18 protein-coding genes are annotated in these 15899 nt (G+C 35.6%); 12 read left to right on the forward strand and 6 right to left on the reverse strand.

Going from position 1 to position 15899, the window contains the following annotated elements; translation table 11 throughout:
- Positions 1–9: 9 nt before the first annotated feature.
- Together darG and FW757_RS01240 are read left to right on the forward strand one after the other, a co-directional pair.
- A complete protein-coding gene (gene darG, locus FW757_RS01235; RefSeq protein ID WP_446440772.1) occupies positions 10–1077 on the forward strand; it encodes a type II toxin-antitoxin system antitoxin DNA ADP-ribosyl glycohydrolase DarG in 1068 nt (355 codons plus the stop codon).
- Positions 1078–1432: 355 nt separating this feature from the next.
- On the forward strand, positions 1433–1798 hold the full coding sequence (locus FW757_RS01240) for a hypothetical protein (RefSeq protein ID WP_446440773.1): 366 nt from the start codon (positions 1433–1435) through the stop codon (positions 1796–1798).
- A 5-nt stretch (positions 1799–1803) separates the two neighbouring features.
- Here FW757_RS01240 and FW757_RS01245 read toward each other — a convergent pair whose 3' ends face one another.
- The gene (locus tag FW757_RS01245) at positions 1804–2874 is read right to left on the reverse strand and encodes an HNH endonuclease signature motif containing protein (protein ID WP_446440774.1); all 1071 of its coding nucleotides are present in this window, start codon (positions 2872–2874) and stop codon (positions 1804–1806) included.
- Between the two features lie 545 nt (positions 2875–3419).
- On the opposite strand from FW757_RS01245, the gene FW757_RS01250 reads away from it, so the two are divergent.
- Entirely contained in the window at positions 3420–3596 is a 177-nt protein-coding gene (locus FW757_RS01250; protein ID WP_446440775.1) for a hypothetical protein, read from the forward strand.
- 443 nt (positions 3597–4039) lie between these two features.
- Here the strand turns inward: FW757_RS01250 and FW757_RS01255 are convergent, their stop codons facing one another.
- Positions 4040–4822, reverse strand: coding sequence for a BRO-N domain-containing protein (locus tag FW757_RS01255; RefSeq protein WP_446440776.1), 783 nt, complete (start codon positions 4820–4822; stop codon positions 4040–4042).
- A gap of 240 nt (positions 4823–5062) precedes the next feature.
- On the opposite strand from FW757_RS01255, the gene FW757_RS01260 reads away from it, so the two are divergent.
- The 8 genes from FW757_RS01260 (at position 5063) to FW757_RS01295 (ending at position 11742) form a co-directional block, all read left to right on the forward strand.
- On the forward strand, positions 5063–6538 hold the full coding sequence (locus FW757_RS01260; RefSeq protein WP_446440777.1) for an HAD hydrolase-like protein: 1476 nt from the start codon (positions 5063–5065) through the stop codon (positions 6536–6538).
- Positions 6535–7542, forward strand: coding sequence for a DNA-processing protein DprA (locus FW757_RS01265; RefSeq protein WP_446440778.1), 1008 nt, complete (start codon positions 6535–6537; stop codon positions 7540–7542). The genes FW757_RS01260 and FW757_RS01265 overlap by 4 nt, the downstream gene beginning before the upstream one ends.
- Before the next feature lie 68 nt (positions 7543–7610).
- The gene (locus FW757_RS01270; protein WP_446440779.1) at positions 7611–8414 is read left to right on the forward strand and encodes a hypothetical protein; all 804 of its coding nucleotides are present in this window, start codon (positions 7611–7613) and stop codon (positions 8412–8414) included.
- The gene (locus tag FW757_RS01275; protein WP_446440780.1) at positions 8404–9105 is read left to right on the forward strand and encodes a hypothetical protein; all 702 of its coding nucleotides are present in this window, start codon (positions 8404–8406) and stop codon (positions 9103–9105) included. The genes FW757_RS01270 and FW757_RS01275 overlap by 11 nt, the downstream gene beginning before the upstream one ends.
- A gap of 415 nt (positions 9106–9520) precedes the next feature.
- Positions 9521–10069 (forward strand): hypothetical protein, encoded by a 549-nt coding sequence (locus FW757_RS01280; protein ID WP_446440781.1) that lies wholly within the window; start codon positions 9521–9523, stop codon positions 10067–10069.
- Positions 10070–10090: 21 nt separating this feature from the next.
- Positions 10091–10480 (forward strand): hypothetical protein, encoded by a 390-nt coding sequence (locus FW757_RS01285; RefSeq protein ID WP_446440782.1) that lies wholly within the window; start codon positions 10091–10093, stop codon positions 10478–10480.
- Positions 10473–11138: a hypothetical protein gene (locus FW757_RS01290; protein ID WP_446440783.1), complete on the forward strand. Its 666-nt coding sequence runs from the start codon at positions 10473–10475 to the stop codon at positions 11136–11138. The genes FW757_RS01285 and FW757_RS01290 overlap by 8 nt, the downstream gene beginning before the upstream one ends.
- A gap of 463 nt (positions 11139–11601) precedes the next feature.
- A complete protein-coding gene (locus FW757_RS01295; protein WP_182717125.1) occupies positions 11602–11742 on the forward strand; it encodes an alpha-amylase in 141 nt (46 codons plus the stop codon).
- Between the two features lie 117 nt (positions 11743–11859).
- Here FW757_RS01295 and FW757_RS01300 read toward each other — a convergent pair whose 3' ends face one another.
- The gene (locus FW757_RS01300) at positions 11860–12684 is read right to left on the reverse strand and encodes a hypothetical protein (protein ID WP_446440784.1); all 825 of its coding nucleotides are present in this window, start codon (positions 12682–12684) and stop codon (positions 11860–11862) included.
- Positions 12685–13213: 529 nt separating this feature from the next.
- Between FW757_RS01300 and FW757_RS01305 the strand changes: the two genes are divergently transcribed.
- Positions 13214–13966 (forward strand): sulfite exporter TauE/SafE family protein, encoded by a 753-nt coding sequence (locus tag FW757_RS01305; protein ID WP_446440785.1) that lies wholly within the window; start codon positions 13214–13216, stop codon positions 13964–13966.
- Positions 13967–14027: 61 nt separating this feature from the next.
- Here FW757_RS01305 and FW757_RS01310 read toward each other — a convergent pair whose 3' ends face one another.
- The 3 genes from FW757_RS01310 to FW757_RS01320 all read right to left on the reverse strand — a co-directional run bounded on the left by FW757_RS01310 (position 14028) and on the right by FW757_RS01320 (position 15833).
- Positions 14028–14372, reverse strand: coding sequence for a mannan-binding lectin (locus tag FW757_RS01310; RefSeq protein WP_149980783.1), 345 nt, complete (start codon positions 14370–14372; stop codon positions 14028–14030).
- Positions 14373–14504: 132 nt separating this feature from the next.
- Positions 14505–15302: a hypothetical protein gene (locus tag FW757_RS01315; RefSeq protein WP_145242932.1), complete on the reverse strand. Its 798-nt coding sequence runs from the start codon at positions 15300–15302 to the stop codon at positions 14505–14507.
- 18 nt (positions 15303–15320) lie between these two features.
- Positions 15321–15833, reverse strand: coding sequence for a hypothetical protein (locus tag FW757_RS01320; RefSeq protein WP_446440786.1), 513 nt, complete (start codon positions 15831–15833; stop codon positions 15321–15323).
- Between the last annotated feature and the right edge of the window lie 66 nt (positions 15834–15899).

Genomic DNA, 15899 nt, shown 5'->3' on the forward strand with positions numbered 1-15899 from the left:
AGGTTATTTATGATTACTTATCAAACAGGCAATATTTTACATGACCAGGCCGATGCTATTATCAATACAGTTAACACTGTGGGTGTAATGGGCAAAGGTCTTGCTTTACAATTTAAAAAGGCCTTTCCTGATAATTTTAAAGTATACAAAAAAGCCTGTAATGATAAAGAACTTATAACAGGTGAGCTGTTAACTGTTGAGCTTAACTCTATTAATGCACCATTTTACATTATTAACTTCCCCACTAAAGCGCATTGGAAAGGTAAGTCTAAGCTTGAATATATAGAGCAAGGGCTTAACAGCTTAAAAGCTGAGGTAAAACGATTAGGCCTTAAATCAGTTGCTTTACCAGCACTGGGAAGCGGCTTAGGGGGCTTAGATTGGAATGATGTAAATTCACTAATACAGCGTTCTTTAAATGAATTGCCAGACGTTGAGTGGCGCGTTTATCCTCCACAAAATGCACCAAGTGCCCAGGCTGTGCCTAATAAAACTAAAAGACCTGAAATGACGCAAGGCAGAGCCGCAGTACTGGGGTTGATTGAGCGTTATACCTCTACAGGGTTTGGGTATCGTTTATCACTACTTGAAGTGCAAAAGCTTGTGTATTTTTTAACTGCGGCGGGGGAACCTTTAAACAAAGTGGTATTTCAAAAACATCATTATGGCCCTTCTGCTGATGTGCTGCGCCATGTACTAGACAAAATGGAAGGTCACTTTATTACCGGTTATGTAGATGGTATAAATAAGCCTGATAAGCCTATAGAGTTAAAAGATGATGCGGCTATCGAAGCAATTAACTATTTGCAAGAATGCCCAAACACAAAGCAACGATTTGATAAAGTAGCTAGGCTAATAGAAGGCTTTGAGTCGCAAAACGGTATGGAGCTACTTTCAACTGTGCATTGGGTTGCAACGAATGAGCTAGAAGGCAATAACATTACTGATGAAGAGCTTATTAATACAGTACATAGCTGGAATGCTAGAAAGTCGGAAATGAAGCCCACCCGTATCCTTGCTGCTTGGAACAAGCTAAAACAAGAAGACTGGTTGAATTTAAAAGCACAAACAGCTTAAAACTATTTTAAAAGGAAGGGGTAATCCCGTTCAATCACCGGTAGTGAACCTTTAAGTGAAGAGTTTTTGGTGACAATGTAAAATTGCGCTAGACGAGGGTTTTGAACTAGACCTTGGTAGTTGTATGCAATTGAAAAAGTTACTAAAGATGCTGTTATAGTGATACTGATTTTAATAAAATTAGTTGGTTATCTGATAAAATATGTATCTGCAATATTATTGATTAGTGCAGTAGCAAGCTACCTTTATAACGAAAACTACAAAATTATAACTTTCCACTTTCAGCACTTTATAATTCTCATGTAATATTGACTGAAGCATTAATCGTTGATCTTCACTTAAAATAGAGGTGTTAATGAATTCAGAACTTGTAAAAGAATACCAAGCTAATATTCCCCCTACGGATGATTTTGCGCTTGGTCGTGCAGCTTATAATGCTGTTTATTGTATTGTTGGGAAGTATGGTGAGAAGAAGATAGTTATAACAAATGTCTCAAGAAAACATAAAGTAAGTGCCTATGAATTAAAAGTATTAATCGATATTGCTATTCCCAGTGAATTTTTTACTTTAAGAGCTATGAAGGCTAAAAAACGCCTCGAAGCAAGCTTTCATAAGCCTGAAGCTATTAAACCTATTTCGGAGAGTAAAAAGGAAATAGGGAAGCAAGCTATAAGCGGCATTAGAGAGAAAATTGCAAACAGCAAAAATAATGCCTCATAGCTTGTCTAGTTAATACTACTTTCTAAGAATAGCATTAATTCATCTCTTAAATTAGCTCCCTCAAAACTATACTTTTGCCAATCAAATTGATGTGCCTGGGTATGATGCTTTGAACAAAGTACGAGTAAATTGTCAGGAGCATGAAGCTTTTCTGGCTTAATTGTTCGAATTGACCTAGGAATTATATGATGAATTTCAGGTGCTTCGCATTTTAATAGACAAGACTTTAGTTCGCATTTGTCGATATTTCGGCCACTTTCTAATAGTATCTCTCTGAGCTGTTTTGTTGTTGGGTTTTCGTGTTTAGTAATTTGAAAATTACTTAAAATTGAATTTATGAATTCATTATGCGAGTTGAAATGCATTCTGAACCAGTGGCTGCTGATACCATAAAATGCTAAATCTCTAGACCTTAGGAAATATTTACTACTAGATAGGGCTGTTAGGCCCTCTAGTGATAGATGCATTTTCTCTTCAATGACCCAAATAGCGGCATTAATTAAATTCTTTCTACCTACTTTCCCTTTGAAATAGTCATTAGTTTTCGAATGCCTAAATTGAAATGGCTTATATAAAGAAGGGTAGGTTTTACATATAAGGAATGCGATAGCTGAAAAAGATTTATAGTAGCTGTCTTTTGTTTTCAGTGCAGTAGCAAATTTAATACAGTGATAAAGATCAGCTTCATAAAATTGTTTACTTGTAATAGTCCTAGGTAAAAAGTCATCTAAATTCAATTTTAATTTACCTTCTACCAGCCATTTGGTTTTAGAAATAACATCGTCTAGAGATAGTAGAGATGTACTAGTGCTTTTACTAGATAGTTTCCCTCTAATTAGCTGGTCTAGCTGTGTTTTTGTTACTCCAAGTTGCTGTCTTATTTCAGATAATGGGAGCTTATTTATTTTTTTATTTATGTATTCGATTTCAAAAGGTTGGACTTCTTTACAAATCCCTTTCTTACGAATTAACTGCATAAATTTAATTGGGCTTAGCTTAAATTTGTATGCTAGAGCTTGAATAGGATATTTTTTCCAATTGAGCTCAACGAACTCATAATCAACATTTCCTTCCATTATTTTTCCTCTTAAAATGTTTTATAATTCATGAAATCCGTCTTAAATTGATTATAGTTTAGGCAATTTAATTTATCTATTTTCATAATACTCTTTTACAGCAGATGAGGTTTTTGGCGGCCATACTTGGCTTGTCATGTAATTACTAAAGTTTGATATCCATTTTAAAACGGCTTCATAGGTTTCGCTAAATGGCTGGATTTGGGCCCCTTAGCGCAGGTGTGTTATGGATGTGCTCATTGGTTTTATCTTTTATCATTATTGCAGCTCGAGCTTGGGTATGCTTTGAGTTCATATAGTTATTTTCGTATTCCCTTAAAACAAAAAACACAGCCTCTTTTTTCTATATAATTCGTAGTTCGTTCACAGACGAGTATCTTCATTTTTTGTGCAAGTATAGATAACCCTAAATTTCCAACCCCATTGCCCTTAGAAAAGTACCTGCAAAATCAAAGGTATGTTGGTTTTTGTAATTGAACACCTCATAGCTAAATTTTTGTTACACAAGGCTTTTTGCCAAAATGCATACTGTTTCTCAGGATTGTATGATTAAATTACCTACTGCTTCTGGTGGCTTTCTACTCGATTTAGTTGGTGAAGAGGCTGTCAAAGTTCAATATGGAATTGTTAAAAGAACTGGTAAAAGTATAGCAATGGGTGCTGAAAGAGAAGCTATTGTAAAAGCAAGGGTTGGGCAGGCAAATTTAGAAAAGAGGTATTGAAATATTGGTAAGGTACTTGTGCTCTAACAAATATTAAATATAGAAAGCTTTTAATAACTTCCCATATTTTGCCTTCGCAACATTCTAATTAATTTAAAAATTCTATAAATTTAATGGCTTAGATATACCTTCCCCACATTAGATAAGCTATTTGATAAAGGGATAATATCCTTTGGTAAAAATGGAGTTATTCTAATCAGACAAAATTTGTGTCGAGATTTACTTGGAAAGTTTGCTATCAATGGGTCAATGAAAATAAATTGGCTGACTAGTAATCACTTGAGTTATTTAGTAAAGCATAGAGAAATATATGCTTTTGAGATTTAATTTCATCAAAGGAATATATAGTAGTCAGGTTTATTGAAATATATTCAAGTTATTCAGAACAGTATTTATCTCTAGGCCAGTACTGTTCTGCTTAAGTTTTTTCGGATGAAATTGAGCTATTGTTCTGACTTTAATACTAAATTAATAGCAGCATCAATAATTGTTAAGTGGTAGCGACTATTTAACCTCAATCCCGAAGCACACCTCTTAATTCTTTTATTTTGGTTTAAGCTTAAATTATCGCACCAAGCAACAAGATGATTTTCAGTCTCTGAATCTAAAGGTATATCAAGTGAATCGCATCTATTACGAACAGTAACAATAAATTGATCTTCAGGAAATTTCTTTTCAATTGAGTTGATTTTATCTACAACATTGCCAAGAGTTGATTTTACTTTCTGAACATCTTGCTCTAGTTCATCTTGTCTTGCCAAAGCATCGGCTATAATTCTTGAATTTTGTGCAACAACTTCAGCCATTTTAGTTAGCAATGAGCCTTTTGCTTCAGGTGGTGGTGGGTATACCCCATGCTTGGTTAGTGATGGAATAACATCGTGATAAAGCCATTTTTGAAAGCGTTTACCAGCTTGGCTTCTGTCACTTGACAGAACTCTGTAAAGTCCTGGTTGAGTAACAAATACTTCCGTTTCATCTAAAAACTTTGGGTTTAATGCAGGTACGGATATGTATTCATCTACATCTAGCGCTTCTAATTGAGATCTCAGTAAACCTGCCATTAATTTAGGTAGATATTCTTGATTGAGCTCTCGGTTTTCTTTATTAAGTGTTGTTAATATGTCTTTCAATGAAATATGCAATAACTCATCGTGGATGAGCGTTCTTATATCAGAAGTACCGGATGCTCCTTCATAACAAATGTTCACTAGTTCACTTTTCAAATTAATTTGTCCTTAATAAAGTAATATCGTTGTTTTAATTTACAGAGGTTTAGTGTTTTCGCAGTCATAATTAAAATTTCAAATTATTTAGCTTATGCCATCAAATTAAATTACTATTACTAGTAATTCTTGTATAGGTGTGGTCAAATTTAAAAAAATTAGTTCTAATTGTGCAAGAGAAAGTAGTGTAAATTTATACACCAGTAATGTAGTTATAACTGTTAAGCAAGGGATATGCAAATGGGTAGAATTAAGGCAGTGATTTTCGATTTAGATAATACTTTATTGGGTACGGATAAACTTGAGTTTGCTCGTGTGCATGCAGATAGAAATGAGCTTATTAAATTATTACCTCAAACTCGGTTATACCGAACTACTGTACCACTTTTAAAAGGAATTTCAGAGCATAGAGTACCCATGGCAATAGTGACAAATTCACCAGGCTGGTACACTGATATCATACTCAATCACTTCAACATTTCTCATTTTTTTAAGGTGGTTGTTACATATAATGATGTGGGACCTGCTGGAATAAAACCACATGCAACAGGAATAAATAAAGCTTGTGAAGCTTTAGGTGTTTCAGAAGTTAAAGATAGAGTTTTTTATATTGGAGACCTTCAATCTGACGTTGATGCTTCTTATGCTGCCGGTGTTGTACCTTTGGCACCTTCTTGGGCTAATACACACATTCACCAAATGCCAGCTTGTGTTGTTTCTACCAAAGAATTAATTGAGCAATTACCTTCTCCTGAAAATTTAATATTTCTTGCTGAGGCTGCATCTCATAATGAGGATCTATCTGCTATTAAAGGAAAAAAGTTTTATTTTGCTCCTCTTGATATGAATGGCGATGTAATAATGCCAGGTAGAGATAGATTAGAAGTTATTACTTTCGGACGTTATTTTACTAATAAGTCAGAAATAACGTCTTCTTTAAGAGCTAGACATAAGCTCTCTAAGGACATAAGTCAGAAAGATTCACAAGAGAACCAGTTTAATTATTCAGTACCTAATTATTGGGTTGATATATTTGAATTTATCTTAATGCGAATTGGGGAATTTGTATATAAGGGACATCAAGACTTTGATGTGATAACAGTAATTCCTTCTAAGCAAGGTAAGCCACCTAGATTAGAGCAACTATTACAAAAAGTTTATGAGCGAGCATCATTAAACCAATATCTATTTTTACCAGGACTTTTCTATTTTACTGATGATGCAAAAAGCCTTAAAACTGTTGGGGGGGCAGATAATAGAGACTTTGAGATTACACGAAGTTTATGGATAGATAAGAAACTATCTGAATTAATAGAAGGTAAAAAGGTCATAGTAATAGATGATGTGATGACAACAGGTGCGACATTAAACAGAGCAAGAAAGTTATTAGAAGAGAAGGGGATTGAGCGTTTTTTGGCTGTAACGCTCGCTAAAACAGTTAACCCAATAGGACCGCAAAAGGCTTGTATAAAATGTCATAGGCCAATGAGAATGCTTGAAAATGAGCAGGGAATTTCGTTTTGGGGATGTAGCGGGTATTATGAAACATCATTTACTTGTAAACATACTCAGGCCCACGAAGTTGCAGATTGCCCAAATTGTAATAATAAACTGGTACAAAAGTACGGGGCGCATGGGTTTTATTTATCGCATGATTGGTCATTGCATGGCAAGAACTGCTCATTTACAAGGAAATTGACGGAGTTAATAAAGTGACCTCAATTTCACATTTGACGTTTAAATTACTGTCCCTTAAAGCTATAAAAGGTATTGGGCCAGCTACTTTGCGAGAGGTTCAAGAGTTTATTCATTTAGAGTCAAATGAAATGATCGAGCTGATAAGCAGAAAATTTCCGGTTATAAATATGAAATCATACAGCTTAGGCAAAGAAATTGCTAAAAAGCAGGTTGAAATAGCAGAAAAGCTTGGTCATAAAATAGTATCTTTTTTAGATAATGATTACCCAATTAGTCTCAGAAATATAGCAAACAGCCCTGTAATTCTTTATGTATCAGGGAAACTCGATTTTTTGAATGAAAAAAATATAGCTGTTATTGGAACTAGAAATCCAACACCGAATGGAATGAAAATTGCTAGTAGAGTTACTCAATGGTTATGTTCAAATAATTGGAATGTTGTTAGCGGTTTAGCTAAAGGGGTCGATACTCTTGCACATGAGACTTGTATCAGTGCGGGAAAAAAAACTACCGCGGTATTAGCTCATGGTCTCGATATTAATGTATACCCTAAAGAAAATATGGGACTTGCAGAAAAAATACTAGAAACTGATGGAGCATTAGTATCAGAATATCCATATGGCATTACAGTACGTCCTGCTCAATTAGTCCAAAGGGATAAAATACAAGCAGCTCTTTCAGCTGGTGTAGTTTTAATCCAAAGTGGAGAAAAAGGCGGGAGTCTACATGCATCAAGAGAAATTATTAAATATAAGAGACCATTAGTTGTTGTTGGTCAGTCAAAAAGTGACTTGTTAACTTCTCCAAGTCAGTTAATGGCTAATATTATTCTCTTAGGTGAGGATAAAGGAAAAGCTTGTAACTTATTAAAAACAAATAGCTACCCGTCTGACCTTTTAATTAAAATGCATAGTCGAAACTATTACAGTTCTACACTTTCTGCATTAGATATAAGTTTAATGTCTATCCAACAATCAAATTTGTATCAGCAGGTAAATTCGAATGGCGATTTTGATTTTTGAGCTTTGATATATTTTTGTTTGAAATTCGTGCTAAAATCGCACCCTTTTATACAGTGTAGGGGGATAAGTTGAAAGAGAATACAACTATCAAAAAGATAGAAGAAGTTTTTCAATACTCTTTGCTTGTTGCGGGGGAACTTGATGATTTCATGTATGCAAGGCTTGGCCCTATTCATCTTCTTAAATATTTATATTTAGCTGATTACTTTTATGCAAAAAGAAATAGTGGGGAATCGTTCTCGGGAATAGAATGGCAGTTTTATAACTTTGGTCCATGGAGTAGCCTTGCACATAGTCGTATAGATTATTCGATGAAAGGTATTAATGCTATAAAGCATCAGTTTGAAAGTGAATACAGTGATGATGATTTCTTACGCTTTGAGAAAAGAGATAAATTTTTACTTGAACAAATTGAGAGAGTTATCCCACCAGTAGTGTCTAGAAATTTGAAGGTTTACATTAAAAAGTTTGGTAGTAATACAGCTGATTTACTTAATTATGTATACAGTACCGAGCCAATGCTAGAAACATCCCCGAATGAAAAAATTGATCTTTCATCATTAGGTAAGCATTTAGATCAATTAAAGACTAATGAATACTTAGAAATGTCTATTGAAGTAAAGCTTTCAAACAAAAAAAAGAAAAAAATAAAAGAAGGTATTTCAACCCTTAAAAATAAACTAAAAGAGCATGTTAAAACTGAATATTTAATTGATCCTTCACCTTCGCCTAAATATGACGAGGTATTTTTTGATGGTATTTCGATGCTAGATGAGTCTGAGGTGAAAAAGTTCGAAGAATCTAAGATTGTTGTTGAGTTTGACTCATCTGTTTGGACTTCATCTGCTAGAAAAGGAATTTATGAAAGATAATTCAAAAGTAGAATTTAAGCTACAGGACTTGGTGGATGATTGGTGGGTAAAATCAGAGGATGTTGTAAGAGGCAGTTTAATTGAAGCCTTTATACCGCATGTTGATCAAGTACCATATCAATTTGAACCAATTGGCAGAAAGGACCCTAGGGCCCATAATCAAGCAGATGTCATTGTAAAGCCACTTAAAGTTGGCGAAAGTTTAGCAGAAGTAACTTTACCAGTCGCAGGAATGCCTAGAGCTTTACCAAATGAATATTGGAGCGCTTTCAGATCAAAAAAACGTCCCTGTATTGTTCTTTCCGGTGAAGGAGACAATATAGATAAAGCAATAACAAAAGGTATGGCTAATCACTCAACTGCTCCTACTATTATTGTTGCTCCTTATTACGGGATTGCTAACAGTCAGAAAAGGGCTGGTTATAATCCCTTGTTTGTTGAACGGGTGAGACATGTTGAGTATAAGCAATTTTTATATGATGAGTTGCCTCATAGTTATGGGCAGCCTTCAATTCTTCGATTTGATCACATCATGCCTATTGGTGCGCATTATAAATCATATAAACATCTAGGGTATAAATTAGGAGCTGAAGCGGAGAAGATCTTTACAGAATATTTACAGTGGAATTTTTTTGGTGGAGTTCATGAGGATTCTATAATTCTAGCTTTTAAGGATTTAATATCTGACTAGCTTTAATCGTTTAGGTTGTGGCTTATACCACTTATTATTTATATACGTAATGAAAGTTCAAAAAGAGTGTATGTTTTGAAGTTAACTTCTGGCGCTAAGGAGTAAGAAAAATATGTATATAAAGCCATATTCATAAGCACATTGAACGGATTTTTGACCTCTTTATGTACGTTTGTGTGTAATTTTTTGTTCTAAGTATTTATAAATGTATTCAAGGCTAATGAGAGCTCCTGTAATTAAGCCCATTAGCCGGTGCCTGTCATCCATCTGTGTTATTTCATCAAAGTGTTTAAAGTCTTCCATGTTATTGCCTTTTTGATTTTAATAATCAATCTACTTATATTTTTCTGGACCTTTATTATGCAACAAGGGATGATATTGAAAAATATATTTTCTAATAAATTCAAGGATGAAAATGAAATCACTTCTTAATACCGTTGATATTTTGCTTGGGCATTTCGCCCGTGGTTTTACAGTTGTTTTTCTTTATATAGTTATAAGCCTGATTGCAGTTACTAGCTTACTGTTAATACCGTTCTCTTTCTTTGAGTATGATGCCGGTTTATCTGATTTAGACTTGGTGGAGTTAGGGCTTTTTATTTTATTAATTGCAGCGGTTTGGCGTTTTTATAATCGTTGCTTTAATTTGAAATGGACAAAATGGAGAGCTATAAAACGCTTTGTGTTTGTTGTCGCTTTCGCTGAGCTTTTGTATATGTTCTTTTATGCAGTCTATTTGATTATAGAGTTAGCAGACCAAGGTGTACTGGGAGTTGAAATTCTAGATAGGCATGCTGACTTTGAATCCTTCCTATCGTCATTGGTTATAATTGCGGCTATCTACGCAGGAACTCCACTGCCTCCTTTTTATCTAAATAAGGAAAAACAACCAAAAGAGGAAGCAGGAGATACTTTTAGTGATGGAACATCTGAAAAATCTGAATCAGCAAGTTTAGTGGGATAGATTAACATGGAAGTTTTTAGTATGAAGAAATTAGTTCAAAGTTTAGTTATTACAAGCTGTTTGTTTATTAGTAGCCTAGGTGCAAAAGAGCAGCTATTTCAGCCAGACGATACAGCCTTTTTACAGTCATCATGTAGAGAGGTGATTGAAATTTTCAATAAAAAGCAAGAAACAGGTAAATATGCAGCTTTACATACTTCAATGTCTGAAGCCATGAGAGCAGGTTATTGTATAGGTGTTTTACAGCAATATATTAAGACTCCACCAAAATGTAAAAACATGTATGGTAATTATAGAACTCTTAATTGGTTCGATTTAGCACAAATAATAGTTGGTTTATCATTAAGTACAGAGCAATTAGAGCAAGTTAAAGCAAGTAGCTTGCTAAAAGAGGCTTTTTGCAATGGCTAGTGGTTTAACTATCCCCGATGCAATTCGTCATTTATTTGGAATTGAAGTTGCCAAAGAAAGTCCATACTTAAAAGACAAAGCTAATTCCTTAGTGCGAAATAAGCTTATCAAAGTTAATACTGAGAAAGTTGTTCAAAGATCTAAGCAATATCTAGCTGAAGGGCAGTTAGATGTGTTGTTTAACGCGTTATTGCTGAATGCTATTTTTACTGATCCTAAAGACGTAAAAAAGATTTTCGAAGACAGGCGCTTTAGAGCTGAATCTGTAAAAACGATTAAACTGCTTTTTGCTGAGAATAATTCTTTAATGGGAGTTGCTCTTAGTAATCAAAACGCAGTTCAATTTATTGATGACTTGGCAAGTGAGATGGATCTTTACTCTATCAGGCTTCCAAATCCCTTTGCTACACTCCCACAGCTTGTGTTAGGTAAAAATCTGAGTTTACTTCATGCTCTCCTTACCCAATCCGCACTTATTAGCGCTACAGATAACTTACTTTTGGCTTATCTAAATAATGATATAGATAAGGCCTTAGCGTTATCAAACCAATTTAAGGCCAATAATAGTAGTGTTAAACAACTCATTGAACATATCCATGCCCAGCACAAAGAGGCTGAGGAATTTGATGATTTGCTAGATTATTTTCAAAAAATGTAATTATTTTAAAAATAATGCTTTTTAGTGCATTGCACTAGGTGAATCTGTGTTTGTCAGCAACAAATGGAGATTTACATGACAAACATTAAAGAGCTCACTATTAGCTGTAAGATGACTGAAAGCTGCAATTTTCGTTGTGGCACTAGTGATGCTAAGAAGCAGTGTTATACGTCAATAAACAAAGTTACTCTTTTAGGGCTTTGTTAATGAAAAAGTATAGCAGTGACAAAGATATAAATATGCTAGTGCGCAGCTTGTTGAAGAAGAAAGGGTGGTCTATCAAACAAGGCAGGCACCCAAGACTAATAACACCTTCAGGTATAAAAGTAACGGTGCCAAGCACCCCAAGTGATTGTAGAGCGTTTAAAAATTTTAAAATGGATATTCGACGATTGAAGGAGCTTTAGCAATCGCTGAAGCTCCTAAAATCGAACTTATTCTTTTAACTTCTAAGGAGATTTTTATGTCTAACAACAATCACAAAGCTAATCAAAATAACGGTAATAAAGGTACTTCAGGTAATAACCCTGCGTATCAAAAAGCGCAGGATAATCGTGGTAATCAGTTAAACCCAAATAACCCTAATTACCAAGGCAAAAAATAACGGAGGTACAGTGGGTACGGCTTTATAGCCGTACCTTTTTCATCCAGAGCAACTTTCGTAATATTGGCAATTTAGTAAAGGGAGGCGGCATTAATACCAAAACCATACAAAGGCCTATTACCTAGACTCATAATACTCTTTAACCGCAGATGAGGTTTTTGGCGGCCATACTTGGTTTTTCATGTAACTATTGAAGTTAGAAATCCATTTTAAAACGGCTTCAGAGGTTTCGCTAAATGGCTGGTTTTGTGCCCTTAGTTCTGATGTGTTTTGTATGTGCTCGTTTAATTTATCTTTTATCATTTTTGCAGCACGCGCTTGGCTATGCTTTGAATTCATATAGTTACTTTCGTATTCCCTTAAAACAAAAAATACAAGCTCTTTTTGTTTATGGGCTTTGTTTTGACCACCTTGCCTGCCGCGTTTAATAGCTTCATCATTTAAATGTTTAAGCCCGCCTATTTTTTCAAGTTGAATTTGTGTTTGCTCGCGAATCATAATTTCAATTCGCTTTGCTTTTATAGCTAATCCCAAATTTGGAATTCCCAGCCCTCTAAGTAAATCACCCGCATAATCAAAAATGTCTAAGTTATTATAGTTAAGTTCATTTGCACCTAGCTTTGCATCAGCCTCACGATAATCTTCAATAACTTGTAGTATGGTGCTTTCTTCTTGTAATACAGCTACAGAGTCCGTTTCTACGTGCCCAAGATAAGTCGTTACAGCGTAATTAATGAATTCATCAACCATTTTATTAAAGACATTAGTTGCTGCTGTTAGATTATCGAGTTGTTGTATTTCCTCTACTAAATAGTCTTCAAGCTCATTCCGCACTAAATTTGTAAAAAACGCATCAGGGTCTTCTATATCTAAGGGGTGAACGAGTTGGCCATCAATATAAATACTTTCAATTTCATTTGTAGTCGGTTGATCACTTGTCATAAAAACACCTCATTGTGAAAAAATACACGGCTTAAAACTGCTGTAAAAAGCATAAATATTGCTTTGAATAGGAACAGCATCTATAATCTTCGAACATACACGATAATATACAACTGCTGAAAGTATTATTTGTTATTTTTCATTTGGTTAAAGTGTTTCAGACGGCGGTTCATATCCCTTTCCGACAGCGAATTGGTAGTACCACAGCCAGTACCATAATATGAAGTTTAAAATATCGTTATCTCTTTAATAACATAGGGTTATTTGTTTGGTTTGGCTTCCCCCAGCTCCACCAATATCGGTTTTTAAATTCGTTGATTTAAAAACCCTAAAAAACCCGCAAATTTGAGTAATCAATTTTGCGGGTTTTTTTATGTTTAAGGCGAAGTGTTTTATTGTTTTAATAGCTCATCGCTTATTTTTATTTTATTGAAATAAGCGCTTCATTTTACTGGTGCTTTAGGTACTCGCATCTTATTTTTACTCATGTTAACGTCATTATTATTTTTTACTTGCCAAGTGATCTTATATGGAATTTTTAGCTGGCGATTTATTAACGCCGCTCAGCGTGATTGGGCTTATTATATTATCGGCTGTAACGTCGATGATTTCGGCGGCTTTTGGTGCTGGTGGCGGGTTGATGTTGTTGGTGGTGATGGCATCGTTATTGCCTATGAGTATTGTTATTCCGGTGCATGGGTTAGTGCAGCTGGGCTCAAATGCCAACAGGTTTATGCTGACTTTTAAGCACCTTGATAAAAGTATGTTTGCGTACTTTTCACTCGGTGGGATTATTGGTGCGTTTGCTGCGTCGGCTATTGTGACACGTATTCCACTTGAATTTATGAAAATTGTCGTGGCAGGGTTTGTACTTTATTTATTGTGGGGAATGACGCCAAAGTTGCGTGAAACCTCAGCTTTATGGCGCAGTACAGCTGGTGCTGTGACAACATTTTTATCGATGTTTGTTGGCGCAAGTGGCCCGTTAGTGGGCAGTTGTTTGTATGTTAATAATTATGAAAAGCTAAGATATACCGCTACTTTTTCCGCTTGTATGAGTGTGCAACATACTTTTAAAGCTATTTTGTATGGCTTTGTAGGTTTTTCGTTTTGGCAGTGGTTGCCTTTAGTTGCGGCAATGATCATCAGTGGTGCGCTTGGCACGTGGCTTGGTTTACAGTTATTACAGCGTATTTCTGCCGATAAGTTTAAACGTATTTTTCGGGTTGTTTTAACCTTACTCGCACTGCAATTGGCATGGCAGGGGTTGCAAGCGTTCTAACTAACAGTTAGTTAAAGCGCTATAAGCCTAGGTGTCATAGCGCTTTATAAATTCTAACTAATTAGAATTTATACTCTATTTCAATAACACTCATCACACCATTTACGATAGTCTTCCATTCACCCGTAAACTCTGCACCGTATGAAGCTGCGATTGTTTTACCTATTTTTTGGGCTTCGTCATTGCTCCAAAGAGGGCCGGCTAATACAGTAGTTTTGAATGAGTTACTGCCTGAGTTTGCCACTTCAAGTTCAACTTCAACAACACTCATTTGACTTTCTACTACGGTATTCCATTGGCCTGTCCATGTGCCTTGATGTGCTGCGGCAACGGCAGGTGCTTTTTCTTCAGCATCTTTTTGATCCCAGATTGGACCTGCTGGGATATTCACTTTAAATGTAGCCATAAATTTCTCCTTAAATTGTTTTAATAGGTTGGCGAGTAAAAGCTAATTGCTTTACTCATTAAGGAGTATAGGAACAAGGGCAGGCTTTTCTATTACACATCATTACAATGAGTGTTGCACTGATATTCTAAATCACACTGACTTTGGTAACGATGAATAGGCAATCACAGCGGCATCCCTGTGTGCTAGATCGGGGTGCTGTAACTTTTTACTGTATTCATCACAAAAGATGATTGCATCTCCTTTTGTTATCAATAAAGGGTCGTGAGTGAAGTTTAATAACAGCGATTGCCAGCGCTGTATTATTTCTTTTGGTGGGCTTGGCAGAACTTTTAATATTGCTTTTGATTGGGTAAATTGGCTGTTTATTGCGATGTTTAGCATGTCGTCGTTTGCAGCTCCTAGCCAGCTAGTACCGTTATCGCCAACACATAAAAGTGGCATATAAGGCGCAAGTGCTGGGCATACATCATTTCTATACACCTCAACTTTCCAATAGTTACGGGCTATTTTTACAAACTGAGTAAAATCTTTAATTGGGGTAAAGTTTGATGTCGCTAAAGGCAAAATCTCTACTCTGGGTTTATTGGCATTCACGGTGTCGTTAGAAACATCAATATACCAAGGACCAATAATAAATGCGTTTTGAAAATACTCATCCCGCAGTGAACCCCAGGCTTTTTGTAAAGGATTGCCCTGTGCAATAAGACCTTTTAATAAGCTAAGTCCAGGTTTGTTTGTGTGCGGCAGTTGTGCTTGTAGTAATGTAAATACCTCGTCTCTTATTTCTCTACAGCGGCCAATTGGATAAGGTTTTTCAGCAAAGTAAGGCATCGTAGGTGCAAGTGTTAAATCGGCTATTAATCTTAGTTGAGCTAAGTCAGCACATAGTAAAGTAAGCTGCTCTGAGGAAAAGTTATTATCAAGCACGTATATTCCTTATCGTATTTATTGTAATTTTTTTAGTTGAGCTTGTGTGTAGGCGTCATCTCTAAGCCACCTCAACATGTTTGGATAACCGTTGGGGTGATCAGGTTGTTCGCACATAAACCATGAATACAACAGCGGATAGCCAAAGCCAGTATTATTGCTAAAAGCGGTTATTAAGCTAGCTGAACTGCCTCTATAACCGTGTTTATGAAATAAAACATCGGGTGCAATATTTAAGTAACAGGCTGCGGCCCATGACCATGCAATCGCGGTCATTTCTTCAGCGGCTTGGTGATCATGGTTTTTCATATCGCCGGTTAAACAGGTTCTGTTTGTCTCTGGGGTTACTGCAATATGCCCTGCTTCATGAAGGATGTCACCAGGGTAGAGGCATTTTTCTAAATCAAGTAGTAAAGTTCCCTGGGCTACTTTAATTCCCGGCAAAAAAGTCTTTTCGTTTAACCTTTGATACCTGTGCTTTATTCCAATATGAGTAACAAAGGCGAGAATTTTTTCAATCTCAGTGTTCATACCACTCCCTGTATTTAGCAATTACAATTGTTGCTTACAGTAATATAGCACTCTATTCTAACTAAG

It is taken from the genome of Pseudoalteromonas sp. 1181_04, from assembly GCF_052850545.1.

Bases quoted from the DNA above. Each gene is read 5' to 3' on its own strand.
- FW757_RS01295 (WP_182717125.1), top strand. From the start codon at position 11,602: ATGTCTAACAACAATCACAAAGCTAATCAAAATAACGGTAATAAAGGT.
- FW757_RS01240 (WP_446440773.1), top strand. From the start codon at position 1,433: ATGAATTCAGAACTTGTAAAAGAATACCAAGCTAATATTCCCCCTACG.
- FW757_RS01275 (WP_446440780.1), top strand. From the start codon at position 8,404: ATGAAAGATAATTCAAAAGTAGAATTTAAGCTACAGGACTTGGTGGAT.
- FW757_RS01285 (WP_446440782.1), top strand. From the start codon at position 10,091: ATGAAGAAATTAGTTCAAAGTTTAGTTATTACAAGCTGTTTGTTTATT.
- darG (WP_446440772.1), top strand. From the start codon at position 10: ATGATTACTTATCAAACAGGCAATATTTTACATGACCAGGCCGATGCT.
- FW757_RS01300 (WP_446440784.1), bottom strand. From the start codon at position 12,684: ATGACAAGTGATCAACCGACTACAAATGAAATTGAAAGTATTTATATT.
- FW757_RS01280 (WP_446440781.1), top strand. From the start codon at position 9,521: ATGAAATCACTTCTTAATACCGTTGATATTTTGCTTGGGCATTTCGCC.
- FW757_RS01290 (WP_446440783.1), top strand. From the start codon at position 10,473: ATGGCTAGTGGTTTAACTATCCCCGATGCAATTCGTCATTTATTTGGA.
- FW757_RS01310 (WP_149980783.1), bottom strand. From the start codon at position 14,372: ATGGCTACATTTAAAGTGAATATCCCAGCAGGTCCAATCTGGGATCAA.
- FW757_RS01320 (WP_446440786.1), bottom strand. From the start codon at position 15,833: ATGAACACTGAGATTGAAAAAATTCTCGCCTTTGTTACTCATATTGGA.
- FW757_RS01260 (WP_446440777.1), top strand. From the start codon at position 5,063: ATGGGTAGAATTAAGGCAGTGATTTTCGATTTAGATAATACTTTATTG.
- FW757_RS01250 (WP_446440775.1), top strand. From the start codon at position 3,420: ATGATTAAATTACCTACTGCTTCTGGTGGCTTTCTACTCGATTTAGTT.
- FW757_RS01245 (WP_446440774.1), bottom strand. From the start codon at position 2,874: ATGGAAGGAAATGTTGATTATGAGTTCGTTGAGCTCAATTGGAAAAAA.
- FW757_RS01305 (WP_446440785.1), top strand. From the start codon at position 13,214: ATGGAATTTTTAGCTGGCGATTTATTAACGCCGCTCAGCGTGATTGGG.